We start from the raw sequence: 14,622 nt of genomic DNA on the forward strand, positions 1-14,622 counted from the left end.
CGCGGTGGGCCAGAGTGGCAAAGCAGGAGACTAACAAGCGCCTTTGGGGTTTCAAGGGCGAGTGAACGGAACGAGTATGGCCACTGGCTATCAACCTGGTTTGGCGTCGTCTTCCTTGGGGAGCGTATACGTCGTGACTGGGGAAGAGCTGGTTGGGCAGGGTCTGCGGGGGCTGTTGTCGGCCAATGGGTTCAACGTTGCCGGGGAATCGGGCTCTGTCCGCCAGGCGGCGCGGCGGATCCCTGCGATACGTCCGGATCTGGCCATCATCGACGATGACCTTCCAGATGGCTCCGGTGCGGGGCTCTGCCGGACAATCGCAGCCGCTGACCCCACCATCCGGTGCGTGCTGATGACGGGTGAAACTGACGAAGCGGTCCTTATTGGCGCGATTCTGGCCGGTGCCTGGGGGTGTTTGTCCCAGCAGGACGACAATGAGGAGCAGCTGAGGCTGATCCGGCGGGCCATGCACGGGTACACAGCCTTCAGCCGCCGTTTCCAGACCGGCATCCTGGCTCCCATCCAGGCCGACGGGATGAATGGGCCCGACGGCCGGCTGGGGATGCTTTCCAAACAGGAAATGAAGGTGGCTGTGGGGGTTGCCCGCGGGCTGGCCAACGCACAGATCGGCCAGGAATTGTCTCTGGCCGAAAAGACCGTGAAAAACATGGTCTCATCGGTGCTGATGAAATTCGACATGTCGCGCAGGACCGAGGTGGCGGTATTCGTCTCCGGGGAACTTGAGGAGACAGGAGACCTCGCCCGGGAGTACCGGCGCAGTCGTGACCCGGACCTGATCGCGGAAGTCACCGCGGCGCTGGTTATCTGCACCAGCGAGGCGGGCAGGATACCGCCGTCCAACAAGGTGCTGCTCCTGGACGCCATGCGGCTTGCCGATGCTTTGGCCGTTGCCCGTCCCCGCCCGGCAAAACGCCTGCAGGAACGACCGAAGAAACTCAAAGGCCCCGATGACCGGATTCCGGGACCTTCCAATACGCGCGCCACAGACAGGGCGCCCGGGCCCACCCGGCACTAACGGGTTGGGACGTTGTCCCCCTTAGCGCTCATTTGGGGGGCGTTAAGGAGGGTGGTCAGTTGTCACCGGGGCGGCCGTGGGCCAGGCCAGTGGGGAATCCGATGAGCAGCGGCTCGGGGGTGCCGCAGCATCCTCCGGAAGTTTCTGCCACGAATCCGGCAGAAGCGGCAGCGGGGACGTCGCAGCTGGTGCCGGTGTCCGAGGAACAGACCCCGGTCTCCGGCAGCTCGAGTTGCACGGTGTCGGCTGCTTCCCGGTCCCCAGCCAGGGCAGCCGCGAGGGACCGGACCTGTTCGTAGCCTGTGGCCAGCAGGAAGGTGGGCGCGCGCCCGTATGACTTCATCCCAACGACGTAGAAGTCCTGTTCAGGGTGGGACAACATTGCTGCACCGTGCGGTTCCACCGTTCCGCAGGAGTGGAATTCCGGGTCGATCAGGGGTCCGAGTCTGCGCGGGGCCTCCACGCCCGGGTCCAGTTCCAGCCGCAGCTCCTGGAGGATCTTCAGGTCGGGCCGGAACCCCGTGGCCGGAACCACCACATCGGCCTGGAGGGTCCGGCCATCCGTGGCGGTCAGGGTGACCGGGCCGCCGTCGGCTGCCTCGATGGAGGCGGTAGCGAAGCCGGTGTGCAGTTCCACCCCGCCGGATTCGACGAGGGTACGCAGCCGGCTGCCCAGCCAGCCGCGGGCGGCGAGCCCGTCGGCGTCGCCGCCGCCGTAAACCCTGGCCGCCGACGTGCCGCGGATGGCCCAGACGATCCTGGTGCCGGGTTCCTGGGTGGCAAGGTCTGCGAGGTTGATCAGGGTGTTGGCGGCGGAGTGGCCGGAACCGATCACGACGGCGGTGCGCCCGGCAAAGCCTGCGCGCCCGCGGCCCAGCACGTCCGGCAGGGGGGAAGAGATATGGGCAGCGGCGGCGGCTTCACCGACGGCGGGCAGCCCCGAGGTTCCGAGCGGGTTGGGGGTGGACCACGTACCGGAGGCGTCGATGACGGCGGCGGCCTGGTAGTCGCGGACATCGCCGTCGGCGTGTTCCACCCGGACCAGGAAGGGGGTGCTGTTGCGGTTGCGGCTGTGTGTTTTGTCCATGCCCTGGCGGGTCACCGCGATGACGCGGGCGCCGGTGTGGAGGCGGGACGCGATGGCCGGCAGCGCGGCGAGCGGGGTGAGGTACCGGTCGATAAGGTCCCCGCCGGTGGGCAATGCCGCGGGCTCGGGTGCAGTCCAGCCTGTTTCGGCCAGCAGGCGCACGGCTGCGGCGTCGGTGTTGTACTGCCACGGGGAGAAGAGCCGGATGTGCCGCCACTGCCCGATCGCCGCGGCCGGGGCCTGGCCGGCTTCGAGGATGAGGGGTTCCAGGCCGCGTTCCAGCAGGTGCGCCGCCGCGGCGAGGCCGATGGGGCCCGCGCCGATGACCACAACGGGGAGGGTGTTGGTACCAGCCACGAGGGTTCTCTGCTTTCTACGGTCCGGGGGTTACTGGTTACTGGGCGGGGGTGAGGGAGGCGATGAGGCCCTCGATGCGGCCCTTGATCTCATCGCGGATGGGGCGGACGGCGTCGACGCCCTGGCCGGCGGGGTCTTCGAGTTCCCAGTCCTCGTAGCGCTTCCCCGGGAAGATCGGGCAGGTGTCGCCGCAGCCCATGGTGATGACGACGTCGGATTCCTTGACTGCCTCGGTGGTGAGGACCTTGGGGATCTCGGCGGACATGTCGATGCCGAGTTCGGCCATGGCCTCGACGGCGGCGGGGTTGACCTTGTCGGCGGGCTGGGAACCGGCGGAGCGGACCTCGATGGCGCCCTTGGCCAGGGTGGTCAGGAAGGCGGCGGCCATCTGGGACCGCCCGGCGTTGTGGACGCAGACGAACAGGACGGAGGGCTTTTTGGCGGTTTCGGTGGTCACGGGGTTTCTCCTGGGGGTTCTCGGGGTTAGGCGGAAGGCTGGCTGGTAGTGAGATAGCGGGTGCGGGCCCAGAGGGCCGCGTATACCAGGGCAACGAGGGCGGGGACTTCGATCAGGGGCCCGACGACGCCCGCCAGGGCCTGCCCGGAGGTGACGCCGAAGGTGCCAATCGCCACAGCGATGGCGAGTTCGAAGTTGTTGCCTGCGGCGGTGAAGGCCATGGTGGCGGTCCTGGCGTAGCCGAGGCCCAGCCACTTGCCAACGGCCATGCCGGCGCCGAAAACGGCCACGAAGTAGACCAGCAGCGGCAGCGCGATCCGGGCCACGTCCAGCGGCCGGGACGTGATGGTGCCGCCCTGCAGGGCGAAGAGCAGGGTGATGGTGAAGAGCAGCCCGTACAGCGCCCACGGTCCGAGCTTCGGCAGGAAGGTTCCTTCGTACCAGTCGCGGCCTTTGGCCTTTTCGCCGATCGTCCGGGTGAGGAAGCCGGCCATCAGGGGGATTCCCAGGAACACCAGTACGGAGGCGGTGATGGACCAGAAGGAGAAGTCCGCGCTGGTGGTGGGCAGGTCCAGCCAGGACGGCAGGAGCTGGAGGTAGAACCAGCCCAGGGCGCCGAACGCGATGACCTGGAAGACCGAGTTGATGGCCACCAGCACGGCCGCGGCCTCCCGGTCGCCGCAGGCGAGGTCGTTCCAGATCATCACCATGGCGATGCAGCGGGCCAGGCCCACGATGATCAGGCCGGTGCGGTACTCGGGCAGGTCAGGGATGAAGATCCAGGCCAGGGCGAACATGAACGCCGGGGCCAGTACCCAGTTCAGCACCAGGGAAGTGATCATGAGTTTGCGGTCACCGATCACCCGGTGCGCCTGGTCGTAGCGGACCTTCGCAAGCACGGGGTACATCATCACCAGCAGCCCGACGGCGATCGGCAGGGACACCTGGCCGATTTTGACGGCCTCGAGAACCGTGTTCAGGCCCGGGACGAAGGTTCCCAGCAGCAGCCCCAGTGCCATGGCCGCAATGATCCAGACAGGCAGGAACCGGTCCAGGGTGGAGAGTTTGCGCGCGATGGGAGCCGCAGGGTCAAGGCGGGATGTATGGTCAGTCTGGATGCTCACGGAACTCCTGTGGCGCTGGTGTACTGCCTGGGCGGGACTGCTGAAACAACATTGATGTTCGTCGATATGAAGTATCGGCAACCATATCGATGATTGTCAATCTTGTGCATAATGGACGCATGACTTCCCTGCAACTGGCTGAGCCCGCCATCGCCGAGGAATGCTGCGCGCCATCAGGCCGGGCAGCCCTCGAGGTGGAGGAGGCCCAGCGCACGGCCCTTGTGTTCAAGGCGCTGGCCGATCCGAACAGGCTCAGGCTGCTCTCGATTGTCAAGGGCGCCGGAGACGGCGAAGCGTGTGTCTGCGACCTGACCGAACCGCTGGACCTGAGCCAGCCCACAGTGTCCCACCATCTGAAGATCCTGGTGGACGCCGGGTTGCTGCACCGCGAAAAGCGCGGCACCTGGGCGTACTACTCGCTGGTTCCCGGTGCGATCGAGCAGGCGGCCGGCCTCCTGGCCACCCTGTAGAACCGCCCGGTGCCCGTTATGCGGGTTGGGAGCTGTAGGCGGTGAGGGCTGCCAGTTTTTCTTCGCCAACGGGCTCCTCTGGCAGCAGGGGAATGAGGGCCACCCTGTCGGCCAGCGCGTACACCTTTGAAATCTCTTCAAGCTCGCCGGCCGCGCGCGCCTGCAGGAACGGTGACATTGGGTGTGCAGCGGCGATCGAGCTGTTGATGACCCAGGCCCACGGATGGATCCCGGCCCGTTCCAGGTCGTCCTGCAGCTCCTTGGCCTCGAGCACCGGGGTGGTTTCGGCCAGCGTCACCAGGACCACCTTGGTCTGCGCCGGGTCCTGCAGCCGCATAAGGGGTGTCACAAACCCCATGGTGGCTCCCACCTGGCGGGCGATCTCCCGGTGGTACGAGCCCGTGGCGTCCAGGAGCAGCAGCGTGTGGCCGGTAGGGGCGGTGTCGATCACCACGAAGTGCCTGCGGGACTCCTGGACCACCTTGGAGAACTGCCGGAACACCGCAACCTCGTCCGTGCACGGGGACATCAGGTCCTCTGCCAGGGCGGCGCGTCCTTCATCGTCCAGGTTCCGGCCTTTGGTCTCCATGACGTGGGCCCGGTACTCGCGGATTGCGGTTTCGGGATCGATGCGCGAGACGGTCAGGCCCGGGATGGAACCGTGGAGCGTTTCGGCCAGGTGTGCAGCCGGATCGGTGGTGGTGAGGTGGACGGCATGCCCGCGCCTGGCCAGGGCTGCGGCGATGGCCGCGGCAACCGTGGTCTTGCCCACTCCGCCCTTGCCCATGCACATGACCAGGCCGCCGCCGTCGCGCTCCACTTCGTCCACCAGCACGGCAAGCGGGGCATCGCCTGCGCCAGGAGCGGGCGCTGCGGTTGCCGGCAGTTCGGTGATCGAAGCTGTGGTGAACAAGGATTCAAGCGCGGGAATCCCCACCATGTTCCCCGGCTTCAGCTCCAGGATGTCGCGGGGAAGGCGGGCCACTGTGCCGGGGACCGCGCGGAGGGCAGCGGCTTCCCGGGCGCGCAGCGCCTTGGCCAGCTCTTCATCCCCAGCGGCGTCCGGCAGCACGCCGTTGATCACCACGTAGCCATTGCCGATGCCTATCTGGTTGAGCTCCAGGTAGGTCCGTTCTATCTCGCCCAGCGACGACGCCTGCGCGCGGCTTACCAGCACCAGCCGCGTCAGGGCCGGGTCCGTGAGGGCCCGGACTGCTGCGGCGTAGACCTGTTTGTGTTTCTCGAGGCCCGAGAGGGGGCCCAGGCAGGAGGGATCACCCGTCCCGGCAGCCAGGAAGTCGGTCCACGACCCCGGAAGCTGCAGCAGCCGGATGGTGTGGCCCGTCGGCGCGGTATCGAAAACGATGTGGTGGTACTCGCCGTAGCTGCCGTCGTTCGCAAGCAGGCTTGTGAACTCGTCGAAGGAGGCGATCTCGGTGGTGCACGAACCGGAGAGGCTCTCCGCGATCCCCGCCAGTTCCGCGTCCGGAAGGACCCCGCGGGCCGGGCCAATGATCCGCTCCCGGTAGGCCTCGGCAGCTTGCTCCGGGTCAATCTCCAACGCCCGGAGACCTGGCACGCCGCGGATCGGGGTGACAGCGTTGCCCACCACCTGGCCGAACACCTGGCCAATATTTGACGCGGGGTCGGTGCTGACCAGCAGGACTTGCTTCCCTGTCCTGGCAAGGGTGAGCGCGGCAGCGCAGGCCACGGACGTCTTGCCCACGCCGCCCTTGCCCGTGAAGAACAGGAACCGGGGCGCGTCCTGGAGGAACTTCAAGCTGTTTCTCCTTCGGTTCCCGACGGGTCGCGGCATGCCGGCCCTGCGATGCTATTGATATCCATCAATGCCTGAAAGAATACCGGCTGACACCCAAGGAAGGCAGGGTCCGATGGCGGTACCTGACAGCGATCCGGTCAAGGCAGACCTGCTGTGGATCGCGGCCGACTTCCGGCGCATCGTTGTGGGCGCCCCGGCGGATGAGCTGGACCTGCCCTCCAACGGAACGCGGTGGACCAACCGGCAGTTGCTCTTCCACATGGTCCTGGGCCAGAACATTGCGCTCGTGGGGATTCCGCTCCTGGGACTGTTCTCGCGCCTGCCGCCTCCGGCATCCCGGAACTGGAGCCGCCTCCTGGACTCCTGCGCCCGCCCCTATGACTGGGTGAACTGGGCCGGATCCGCCGCCGGAGGCCAGGTCCTGAAGCCGGCCGGCATGTTGGGGATGATGGACCGGACCACGCGGATCATTGTGAACTGGTACGACCATGCCGGCACCGGCGCACTGGACCGCGGCATGACCATGCCCGTGCGGTGGGATCCGTACTTCCTGCCCTGGATGAGCCGCCGGGACATCCTGGAGTGGGCGCCCAAGCACTACCGCCACCACCGGGCCCAGTTGAGCCTGACCACGCTTCCGGCCTGAGCGGAAGGGTTCGGTGCACTCCGGCCCAGTTACTCCGGCCGCATCCCGCGTGGGAGCGGGGACACGCAGCTGAGCACGGCGTAATCACCGAGTGCGGCAGGAGTAACCGGGCGGGAATGCTCGACGGTGGCCCCGTGGACGGCCCGGGGCCGCGGCCGGGCTAGGGAACTGACGGGTCCCCGCCGTCGAGGCCGATGGAACGCCCGCGGGCAAAATGGGCGTTTGCGATCTCGTTGACCTCGCGGACGCTCTTCCCCGGATGGGCCAGCCGGAGCCACTCGTAGTCCCACTCCTGCATGTCCCGCACGCGGCTGATCCGCTTGTGGGCCCGCATTTGGGCGGTGAGTTCCTCGCCGCTGGGCACCCGGGGCGGGGGCGGGGGCACCATGGGTTGCGGCGGGGGCTGCGGCATGCGGACCGGACGTGCCGGGGCGTTGGCGGAGCGGACAAGTGCCACCGTCAGCGCAACCACCCCCGCCGCAATCAGCAGCACCCACCAGTACTGGATGATGAGCGCCACGATGATGAGGACGAAGAAGGGCGCGCACCCGATGGCGCCGCCGCCTCCGCTGCGTGACCGACGTCGTTTGGCTGCCATGCTGGTTCCTCTTGCGAAGTGATTGTTAGGCATCCACTTTCGCACCGGGCAAGCGCCGTGTCATGAGTACCCGGTACTCGAATTGGGCTAGTCCGTGATGTCGGTGCTGGTGCTCAGCTCCTGCCACTGGTCCAGCTCGGCGCGCTGGGCATCGGCCACCATGCCGAACGCGCCGAAGGCGTCCGTGCCCAGGACCAGCAGGCCCGGCGGGTTGGGGGAATCGACGACGGCGAGGATCGCCTTGGCTGCCTTGTCCGGGTCCCCGGGCTGGCTGCCGTGGGCCGTGTCGACTTCCTTGCGGCGCTTGCCCGCCGTGTCCGCGTAGTCCCCGATCGCCGTCGCGGACTGGGTGAGAGAGCGGCCCGCGAAGTCGGTCCGGAAGCCCCCGGGCTCGATGGCCGTGACGTTGATGCCCAGTGGCTTCAGTTCGTTGCGCAGCGATCCGGACATGCCCTCCAGCGCCGCCTTGGTGGCCGAGTAGTAGCCGGAACCGGGAGGGGTGATGCGGGCGCCGATGGAGGAGATGTTCAGGATGGTCCCGGACTTGTTGGCGCGCATGCCCGGCACCACGGCCTTGATCATGTCCACGGCGCCGAAGAAGTTGGTGTCGAACAGGCGGCGGATGTCGGCGTCGTCCGCTTCCTCCACGGCGGCGCGGTAGCCGTAGCCGGCGTTGTTCACCAGCACGTCGATGCTGCCGAACTTTTCCTCGGCTGCCTTGACCGCGGCGGCGATCTGCGCCTTGTCCGTGACGTCCAGGGCCAGGGGAAGTGCGCTGTCCGGGAAGCCGGCGGTGATGTCCTGCACCGCGTCAACGTTCCGGGCGGTGACCGCAGCGTTGTGCCCGGACGCGAGCACGGCTTCAGCGAGTGCCCGGCCAAGTCCGGTGGAGCAGCCTGTGATGAGCCACGTTGCCATGGGTTTTCCTTTCGTAGGGGTGTAAGCCGGGGCAGGCACCTAAGCCCGCTGCCGCCGTCGTGCGTGTGCGCTCAGTTCGTGCGCGCCGTAGCTGTTGTCGTCGGGGTTGACCGTGACGCCGGGCGCCACCAGCTGGTCGATGCGGTCCAGCACCTCCGGGGCCAGGACGGTGTCCGCGGCCGGGAGGTAGGACTCCAGCTGCTCCATGGTGCGCGGGCCTACGATGGCGGAGGTGACGCCGGGGTGGTTGATCACGAACGCGATGGCCAGCTCGATGAGCGTCACCCCGGCCCATTCGGCCACCTGCGCAAGCTCCTCCACGATGTCCAGCTTGCGCTGGTTGGCGGGCTGGCTCATGTCGAACCGGGCGCTGGGCCGGGCGCTCGAGGTGGGCCTGGATGCGGAGTCCTTCCGCCACCGTCCGGAGAGCCAGCCGCCCGCCAGCGGACTGTAAGTGAGGGTGCCCATCCCGTGGCGCTGCACCGTGGGGAGCACGTCCTCCTCGATGCCGCGGGTCAGGATGGAGTAGGGCGGCTGCTCGGTGACGAACCGCTCCAAATTGCGCTCGCGGGACGCCCATTGGGCTTCGACGATCTGGGAGCCGGAGTAGGACGAGGAGCCGATGTAGCGCACCTTGCCCTGGCGGACCAGGTCGGTGAGGGCGCCGAGGGTTTCCTCCACGTCGGTGTCCGGGCTGGGCCGGTGCACCTGGTAGAGGTCAATGTGGTCGGTGTTCAGCCGGCGCAGCGAGTCCTCCACCTCCCGCATGATCCACCGGCGTGACCCGCCGCGCTGGTTGGGGTCCTTTTCGTTCATGGGCATGAAGAACTTGGTGGCCAGGAAGACGTCGTCGCGTCTTCCGGCAAGTGCCGCACCAACGATTTCCTCGGAGGCGCCGCCGGAGTAGACGTCCGCGGTGTCGATGAAGTTGATGCCGGCGTCCAGGGCGCGGTGGATGATGCGGGTGGCGTCGGCGCGGTCGTCATTGCCCCACGGGCCGAACATCATGGCGCCGAGGCAGAGGGGGCTGACCTGCACGCCGGTGCGGCCAAGGGGGCGGTATTCCATAGCTTTTTCTCCTTTAGGCTTCGGGGATGACCATGGCGAACCGCTCCGGCCGGGCCACATCTGGGTCCGGGCCGCTGCGGATACCGGTATCCAGGGCGTCGATGGCGGCGAGTTCAGCTGCGGAAAGCTCGAAGCCGAATACGTCGAAGTTCTCCGCGATCCGCACCGGGTTGGTGGACTTGGGAATGGCGGAGCGGCCCTGCTGCAGGTGCCACCGGAGCATTACCTGCGCGGGGGTCTTGCCGTGGGCGTCCGCGACGGCGGCAATCGCCGGGTCCCGCATGACGTTCTTCCGGTTCTCGCCCCAGCCGGGGTAGAACGTGATCCCGCCGATGGGTGACCACGCCTGGGTGAGGATGCCGTGTTCGGCGTCGGCCGCCTGGACGTTCCGCTGGGCGAAGTACGGGTGCAGTTCGATCTGGTTGACGGCGGGGACAACGTCCGTTTCCGCCAGCAGCTGGGTGAAGTGGTGCGGCATGAAGTTGCTGACGCCGATGGCCCGCACGCGCCCGTCCTTGAGCAGGGTTTCCAGGGCCTTGTACGCGGCGATGGTCTTGTCGAACCGGTCCGGGGCGGGCTGGTGCAGGATGAGCAGGTCCAGCTGCTCCACGCCCAGCTTGCCCACCGCCTTGTCCCAGGCGTGCAGCGCCTCGTCGTAGCCGTAGTCGCTGACCCAGACTTTTGTCTCGATGAAGACCTCTTCGCGCGGCAGCCCGGAGCGGCGGATGCCTTCGCCCACCTCGCGCTCGTTGCCGTAGGCGGCGGCGGTGTCGATGTGCCGGTAGCCTACCTCGAGCGCGGTCTGGACGGCCGCCGTCGTCTCTTCCGGGGGACTTTGGAAGACGCCCAGGCCGAGTGCGGGCAGTGTGATTCCGTTGTTGAGCGTGAGTTCCATGCCTCCACGCTATTTCGGTACGCGGGATTGTGGGAGGGCTTGCCAGTCCCTCCCTCGGTGGATCCGTCCGGCGTAGCGTGGGTGCCATGACGAACAGCGAGGACGTGCGGAAGTTCCTGGCCTCCCGTCGGGCCAGGCTCACACCCGATGAAGCCGGGCTGCCCGCGTACGGCGGCAACCGGCGCGTGAAGGGCCTGCGCCGGGAGGAGGTGGCCATGCTCGCCGGGATGAGCATTGATTACTACATCCGGCTGGAGCGGGGAAACCTGTCCGGAGCTTCGGACAGTGTGCTGGAGGCTTTGGCACGGGCCCTGCAGTTGGACGACGCCGAGACGGCCCACCTTTTCGACCTGGCGCGCGCGTCCACGGCTGCCCCGAGGGTGCGGCGCAAGCGCAGCCCGCAGACGGTGCGGCCCAGCGTGCAGCGGGTGATCGATGCGATTACCTCGGCGCCGGCCTGGGTCCGAAACGACCGCGGCGACGTGCTGGCTTCCAACGAGCTGGGCCGGGCCCTGTACCTGGAGATGATGCTCGACGGCGGCACCCCGCCCAACAGCGCGAGGTTCACCTTCCTGAGCCCGAAGGCGAGGGAGTTCTTCGCCGACTGGGAGCGCGCCGCGGACGACATCGTGGCCGTGCTGCGGTCCACTGCGGGCAAGAACCCGTACGACAAGGACCTCTCGGACCTGATCGGCGAACTCTCCACCCGGAGCGAGGAGTTCCGCGTCCGCTGGGCCCGGCATGACGTGAAGTACCACCGCACCGGCCGGAAGCGGCTCCATCATTCCATCGTGGGGGACCTGGACCTGACCTATGAGGCGATGGAGCTCCCTGCGGATCCCGGGCTGCGCGTCAACATCTATACGGCCGAGCCGGGCTCGCCGTCAGAGGACGCACTGAAGGTCCTCGCCAGTTGGGCGGCCACGCAGCGTGCTTTGGGGGCAGCGCCTGAGGTGCCGGCGTCTGACGTGGCGGCGCAGGAGACCTGAACCGCTTCCGCGCTGCGCCCATTCGTTTTCGACGCGCGTATTCCCTGCCGCTGCGCAAATTCCGGCCGCGTTAGGGAATTTGCGCGTCGGAGGTGGTTTTGCGCGTCGTAATGGAACCGCGGAAGCAGAAATTCCCCGAGGCCTCCGCTCACACCAGCGGCGCATCCTCGTTCAGCCACGCGAGTGCCTCGTCCATCGACGTGAAGTATCGGGTTGGGTGAACCGGCTTGTGCCGTCCCGTATAGAAGTCGGCCAGTGTTTGGTCTACGGGGGATGTGCCTACCACCGCCGCGCACTTCACCGGCCAGGTGCCGGCGAAGGCCTTCAGGGCGCCCTGGTCAATCCATTCCAAGCCTGTCATTTCGACCAGCATCGGAAGGGCGCGGCCCCCGCTGAGGGCCCGGGCCCGGTGCATCAGCGCCCTGGCATCCCGCTCCGTGACCACGTCCCCGGGCGACCACTTCAGGTGGAGCAAGCCGCCGGAGAGCTCGATGGTTCCGGTGACGTCCTCATCCTCTGCGGCATTCATGCCTTCTACTGTGATGGCTTTTCAGTAGGAGCGCCACCGGTGAGACGTCTGGGCCTATGACGGCGGCCTGCACGCACTGAGGGGTGAAGTCGGCTCGGTCGGATCACCGCCTGCGGGGCCGACGCATGGCGGGCCAGAGGGTGGCTTCACCGAACGGGTTGCCGGACACCGCTGCTGGGGTTCAGTCCCGACGCGCAAATTCCTGAAAGCTACCCACATAAGCGCCGCGCGCGGCAGATGGTGCGTCACAAGGGATTTTGCGGGTCGAGAACAGCGGAACGCGTACGACGCCGGCCCACCCCCGCCGCCGCGAGCTTCCGTTCCAGCGTTCCAGCCGCAGCGAGCTCCGCCCAGTCCCACCGCTCCACGCGGAATCCCAAAGAACGAAGTCGGTTTTCGCGTTTCTTCTCAGCCAGGACTGCCTCGGATGTGGTCCTGCCCTTGAGGAACTCGGGTTTGACGTACTTCTCCTCACCGTCGAACTCGCCAATGATCCGCGACTCCTTCCAGTAGAAATCCGAGTACCCCACCAGCCCGGCGGCGTCCGTGAAGCTCTGCTGGAGGAGTGGTGGTTCGAAGCCGGCCACGTGGATCAGTGCGCGGCTCCAGGATTCGCCCGCCGAAGCCGACGCGGGATCGGCAAAAGCGATGGCGGCCCGGATCCGTCGCGCCGCCGCAGCGGAGTAGATGTTCCCGATGCCCGCCTCCAGTTCAGCCTTGGTCAGGGCAGGCAATTGACGGGCCAGGTCCGGCCGGAGCACGTGGTCCAGCGGTGCCATGGCTTCGGCAAAGGGGCTGAATGCGGCCAGGTCCAGGACAGTCCGGACGCGGTCGGTGACCAGCAGCCCCTCCACGCAGCACGCCCTCAGGCCCGACCGGGCAGCGAAGTGGCGGCTGACTCCGGCACGTGACCTCCCGCCGTCGTTCTTCAACGTGAGGGCCTGAACCGGGTGGTTCTGCCCGATGAACGGGATGTCCCACACGCTGGCTGAGGAGTGCCTGGCGAAAATTGTGGTTTTCTCAAACGTTTCCGCGGCGGCCTGGACCCTGACGCGGTACTGCTGCCAAGGCTTCAGGTCCCGCCACGCTGGTCCGTCGACATACACGCCGTGCCGGACCCGCACGAGGGTGCCGGACCGCACGCGCTTGGCCAGATCGTTGGCGCTGAGCCCGTGCAGAATGCGGTCCCGCGAAAGCAGGAACGGCGGGAGTTCGGTCATGTATCAACGGTGGCGTGCAGAACGCATCACCGGAACGGCATCCCGGGGCTATGTGGATAAGCGGCTTACCCTGTTGGCCAGTCGTACCGTCCCCCATCAGGGACGCGCATTTGCCCCGCTGACGCGCACGCTCCTTTTCGCGCCCCACATGTGGGCCGCGGGAGGGAGCGCCCGCGTCGAGGATGAATCCGCGCGTCGAAAACCCGAGCCGGAGCGGCTGCTTTCTCCCCTAGGCGCCGGCGCGGCCCATCCGCTGCTTGGCGGTGTTGGTTCCTGCGCCGATTGGGACATGTGTCGTTGCTTTGGCGAGCCCAAAGACCGGCATTCCGCTGTAAACGACCTCGATGCCGGTGGCCGGCACCTGGTACGTCTCGTGCCAGACGCCGACGTCTCCGCTCCCGGCAAGTTCCTTCATGAAGCGGCGCCAAGGCTCAAGATGAGGGGCGTCCCGGTCCGCCGCAAACTTCCGCAGGTGCTCCGGACTCTCCCAGTAGCTGACCAACATGGTGGTGCGCCCCGCCCACTGGTGGTAGCCGAGCATTCCCGCTTCGGGGACAGCGGCCAGGTGCTGGAGCATGCGCCCCATGGCGGCACCGACCCTGCCTACGGTTCCGATCTTCCACCACCGGTTGGCCCGCATGCCGATCAGGAAGACCGTTACGGATTCCCGTGCGGGGTCGGCGGTGTACCGGCCCGGAAATACCTTCTGCGCCATGGGAACTCCCTCGCTCGATCGTTTCATAACACCGTTACAAAACAAGGTTATGAAACAATGGGGTCCATGGCAAGACCTGTTGTGCATAACGATTCCCTGAGGCGGGACCTGTTGGACGTCACCGCCGGGTTGGTGGACCGCAGTGGTCCCGCGCGGCTGACGCTGCGGGACGTGGCCGCCGCGGCAAGGACGTCCACCACGGCTGTGTACTCACTGTTCGGCGGAAAAGCCCAGCTCCTGACAGCAGTGGTGGAGGACGGGTTTCGGTCCTTCGGCGATTCGCAGCGGGCAGCAGCCGGCGGCGGCCTCCAGGGGCTCGGGAACGCCTACCGGGCCTGGGCACTCCAGCACCCGGCCCTCTACCGCCTGATGTTCGGCGGCGCTTTGGCCGCGTACGTCGATTGCCAGCCAGACCCCGATGCGGCCATGGATGCCATGCAGCCCCTGAAGGACGCGGTCGCTTCTGCGCAGTCCGCGGGGACCCTGCGGGAGGCGCCCGTGGACCTGGTCGCGGCAGCCATCTGGGGACAGGTCCACGGCCTCGTGAGCCTTGAGTTGGCGCAGGTTGGGCCGCCCGGAGCCGATTGGGCCGGGGTGTACGTGCAGGCCCTGGAAGCCGTTGGGCGTGGATGGGCGGCCTGACGGTTCCGGTCGCCAGCGCCCGCAGTTCCAGATCCAACCAGGGAAAGCACGACGGCGGGGCGCGCCAGTAAGAGCCGCGCCCCGCCGTCGG

At 67.4% G+C, this 14,622-nt stretch carries 16 protein-coding genes; 5 read left to right on the forward strand and 11 right to left on the reverse strand.

Annotated features, from left to right (window positions below):
- Nucleotides 1-133: 133 nt before the first annotated feature.
- Complete coding sequence (locus tag NIBR502771_RS09430; protein WP_246839855.1) at nucleotides 134-1,036, forward strand: response regulator transcription factor; 903 nt, start codon at nucleotides 134-136, stop codon at nucleotides 1,034-1,036.
- A gap of 55 nt (nucleotides 1,037-1,091) precedes the next feature.
- On the opposite strand, the gene NIBR502771_RS09435 is transcribed toward NIBR502771_RS09430, so the two are convergent.
- From NIBR502771_RS09435 to arsB, 3 genes are read right to left on the reverse strand one after another with little or no spacing between them, the layout of a single operon-like run.
- Nucleotides 1,092-2,480: an FAD-dependent oxidoreductase gene (locus NIBR502771_RS09435; protein WP_141159532.1), complete on the reverse strand. Its 1,389-nt coding sequence runs from the start codon at nucleotides 2,478-2,480 to the stop codon at nucleotides 1,092-1,094.
- A 37-nt stretch (nucleotides 2,481-2,517) separates the two neighbouring features.
- Nucleotides 2,518-2,937 carry an arsenate reductase ArsC gene (locus tag NIBR502771_RS09440; protein ID WP_141159533.1) on the reverse strand — a complete coding sequence of 140 codons (420 nt, stop codon included), beginning with the start codon at nucleotides 2,935-2,937 and terminating at the stop codon, nucleotides 2,518-2,520.
- Between the two features lie 26 nt (nucleotides 2,938-2,963).
- Entirely contained in the window at nucleotides 2,964-3,956 is a 993-nt protein-coding gene (gene arsB, locus NIBR502771_RS09445; RefSeq protein WP_246839893.1) for an ACR3 family arsenite efflux transporter, read from the reverse strand.
- A 224-nt stretch (nucleotides 3,957-4,180) separates the two neighbouring features.
- Between arsB and NIBR502771_RS09450 the strand changes: the two genes are divergently transcribed.
- Nucleotides 4,181-4,531, forward strand: a complete 351-nt coding sequence (locus NIBR502771_RS09450) for a helix-turn-helix transcriptional regulator (protein ID WP_141159534.1) — start codon at nucleotides 4,181-4,183, stop codon at nucleotides 4,529-4,531.
- Nucleotides 4,532-4,547: 16 nt separating this feature from the next.
- Here the strand turns inward: NIBR502771_RS09450 and arsA are convergent, their stop codons facing one another.
- On the reverse strand, nucleotides 4,548-6,311 hold the full coding sequence (arsA, locus tag NIBR502771_RS09455; protein ID WP_141159535.1) for an arsenical pump-driving ATPase: 1,764 nt from the start codon (nucleotides 6,309-6,311) through the stop codon (nucleotides 4,548-4,550).
- A 112-nt stretch (nucleotides 6,312-6,423) separates the two neighbouring features.
- On the opposite strand from arsA, the gene NIBR502771_RS09460 reads away from it, so the two are divergent.
- On the forward strand, nucleotides 6,424-6,957 hold the full coding sequence (locus tag NIBR502771_RS09460) for a DinB family protein (RefSeq protein ID WP_168225732.1): 534 nt from the start codon (nucleotides 6,424-6,426) through the stop codon (nucleotides 6,955-6,957).
- Between the two features lie 160 nt (nucleotides 6,958-7,117).
- Here the strand turns inward: NIBR502771_RS09460 and NIBR502771_RS09465 are convergent, their stop codons facing one another.
- From NIBR502771_RS09465 to NIBR502771_RS09480, 4 genes are all read right to left on the reverse strand, one after another.
- Complete coding sequence (locus tag NIBR502771_RS09465) at nucleotides 7,118-7,555, reverse strand: hypothetical protein (RefSeq protein WP_141159537.1); 438 nt, start codon at nucleotides 7,553-7,555, stop codon at nucleotides 7,118-7,120.
- A gap of 87 nt (nucleotides 7,556-7,642) precedes the next feature.
- The gene (locus NIBR502771_RS09470; RefSeq protein WP_141159538.1) at nucleotides 7,643-8,473 is read right to left on the reverse strand and encodes an oxidoreductase; all 831 of its coding nucleotides are present in this window, start codon (nucleotides 8,471-8,473) and stop codon (nucleotides 7,643-7,645) included.
- Between the two features lie 39 nt (nucleotides 8,474-8,512).
- Nucleotides 8,513-9,541, reverse strand: a complete 1,029-nt coding sequence (locus tag NIBR502771_RS09475) for an aldo/keto reductase (RefSeq protein WP_141159539.1) — start codon at nucleotides 9,539-9,541, stop codon at nucleotides 8,513-8,515.
- A 13-nt stretch (nucleotides 9,542-9,554) separates the two neighbouring features.
- Nucleotides 9,555-10,436 carry an aldo/keto reductase gene (locus tag NIBR502771_RS09480; protein ID WP_141159540.1) on the reverse strand — a complete coding sequence of 294 codons (882 nt, stop codon included), beginning with the start codon at nucleotides 10,434-10,436 and terminating at the stop codon, nucleotides 9,555-9,557.
- Nucleotides 10,437-10,522: 86 nt separating this feature from the next.
- Between NIBR502771_RS09480 and NIBR502771_RS09485 the strand changes: the two genes are divergently transcribed.
- The gene (locus NIBR502771_RS09485) at nucleotides 10,523-11,425 is read left to right on the forward strand and encodes a helix-turn-helix domain-containing protein (protein WP_141159541.1); all 903 of its coding nucleotides are present in this window, start codon (nucleotides 10,523-10,525) and stop codon (nucleotides 11,423-11,425) included.
- 148 nt (nucleotides 11,426-11,573) lie between these two features.
- Here the strand turns inward: NIBR502771_RS09485 and NIBR502771_RS09490 are convergent, their stop codons facing one another.
- The 3 genes from NIBR502771_RS09490 to NIBR502771_RS09500 all read right to left on the reverse strand — a co-directional run bounded on the left by NIBR502771_RS09490 (nucleotide 11,574) and on the right by NIBR502771_RS09500 (nucleotide 13,889).
- Nucleotides 11,574-11,954, reverse strand: a complete 381-nt coding sequence (locus NIBR502771_RS09490; RefSeq protein WP_141159542.1) for an STAS/SEC14 domain-containing protein — start codon at nucleotides 11,952-11,954, stop codon at nucleotides 11,574-11,576.
- A 245-nt stretch (nucleotides 11,955-12,199) separates the two neighbouring features.
- On the reverse strand, nucleotides 12,200-13,174 hold the full coding sequence (locus NIBR502771_RS09495) for a type IV toxin-antitoxin system AbiEi family antitoxin domain-containing protein (protein WP_141159543.1): 975 nt from the start codon (nucleotides 13,172-13,174) through the stop codon (nucleotides 12,200-12,202).
- Between the two features lie 229 nt (nucleotides 13,175-13,403).
- Nucleotides 13,404-13,889 carry a DUF4188 domain-containing protein gene (locus NIBR502771_RS09500; RefSeq protein WP_141159544.1) on the reverse strand — a complete coding sequence of 162 codons (486 nt, stop codon included), beginning with the start codon at nucleotides 13,887-13,889 and terminating at the stop codon, nucleotides 13,404-13,406.
- A 66-nt stretch (nucleotides 13,890-13,955) separates the two neighbouring features.
- On the opposite strand from NIBR502771_RS09500, the gene NIBR502771_RS09505 reads away from it, so the two are divergent.
- Nucleotides 13,956-14,531 (forward strand): TetR/AcrR family transcriptional regulator, encoded by a 576-nt coding sequence (locus tag NIBR502771_RS09505; RefSeq protein WP_246839856.1) that lies wholly within the window; start codon nucleotides 13,956-13,958, stop codon nucleotides 14,529-14,531.
- Nucleotides 14,532-14,622 lie beyond the last annotated feature (91 nt).

It is taken from the genome of Pseudarthrobacter sp. NIBRBAC000502771 (genome assembly GCF_006517215.1).
Lineage (GTDB): Bacteria > Actinomycetota > Actinomycetes > Actinomycetales > Micrococcaceae > Arthrobacter > Arthrobacter niigatensis.

What these genes read in the sequence shown, in the direction of transcription:
- NIBR502771_RS09475 (WP_141159539.1), bottom strand. Translation starts at nt 9,541, where the DNA reads ATGGAATACCGCCCCCTTGGCCGCACCGGCGTGCAGGTCAGCCCCCTC.
- NIBR502771_RS09490 (WP_141159542.1), bottom strand. Translation starts at nt 11,954, where the DNA reads ATGAATGCCGCAGAGGATGAGGACGTCACCGGAACCATCGAGCTCTCC.
- NIBR502771_RS09450 (WP_141159534.1), top strand. Translation starts at nt 4,181, where the DNA reads ATGACTTCCCTGCAACTGGCTGAGCCCGCCATCGCCGAGGAATGCTGC.
- NIBR502771_RS09505 (WP_246839856.1), top strand. Translation starts at nt 13,956, where the DNA reads ATGGCAAGACCTGTTGTGCATAACGATTCCCTGAGGCGGGACCTGTTG.
- NIBR502771_RS09480 (WP_141159540.1), bottom strand. Translation starts at nt 10,436, where the DNA reads ATGGAACTCACGCTCAACAACGGAATCACACTGCCCGCACTCGGCCTG.
- NIBR502771_RS09470 (WP_141159538.1), bottom strand. Translation starts at nt 8,473, where the DNA reads ATGGCAACGTGGCTCATCACAGGCTGCTCCACCGGACTTGGCCGGGCA.
- arsB (WP_246839893.1), bottom strand. Translation starts at nt 3,956, where the DNA reads ATGGCACTGGGGCTGCTGCTGGGAACCTTCGTCCCGGGCCTGAACACG.
- NIBR502771_RS09460 (WP_168225732.1), top strand. Translation starts at nt 6,424, where the DNA reads ATGGCGGTACCTGACAGCGATCCGGTCAAGGCAGACCTGCTGTGGATC.
- NIBR502771_RS09485 (WP_141159541.1), top strand. Translation starts at nt 10,523, where the DNA reads ATGACGAACAGCGAGGACGTGCGGAAGTTCCTGGCCTCCCGTCGGGCC.
- NIBR502771_RS09495 (WP_141159543.1), bottom strand. Translation starts at nt 13,174, where the DNA reads ATGACCGAACTCCCGCCGTTCCTGCTTTCGCGGGACCGCATTCTGCAC.
- NIBR502771_RS09500 (WP_141159544.1), bottom strand. Translation starts at nt 13,889, where the DNA reads ATGGCGCAGAAGGTATTTCCGGGCCGGTACACCGCCGACCCCGCACGG.
- NIBR502771_RS09465 (WP_141159537.1), bottom strand. Translation starts at nt 7,555, where the DNA reads ATGGCAGCCAAACGACGTCGGTCACGCAGCGGAGGCGGCGGCGCCATC.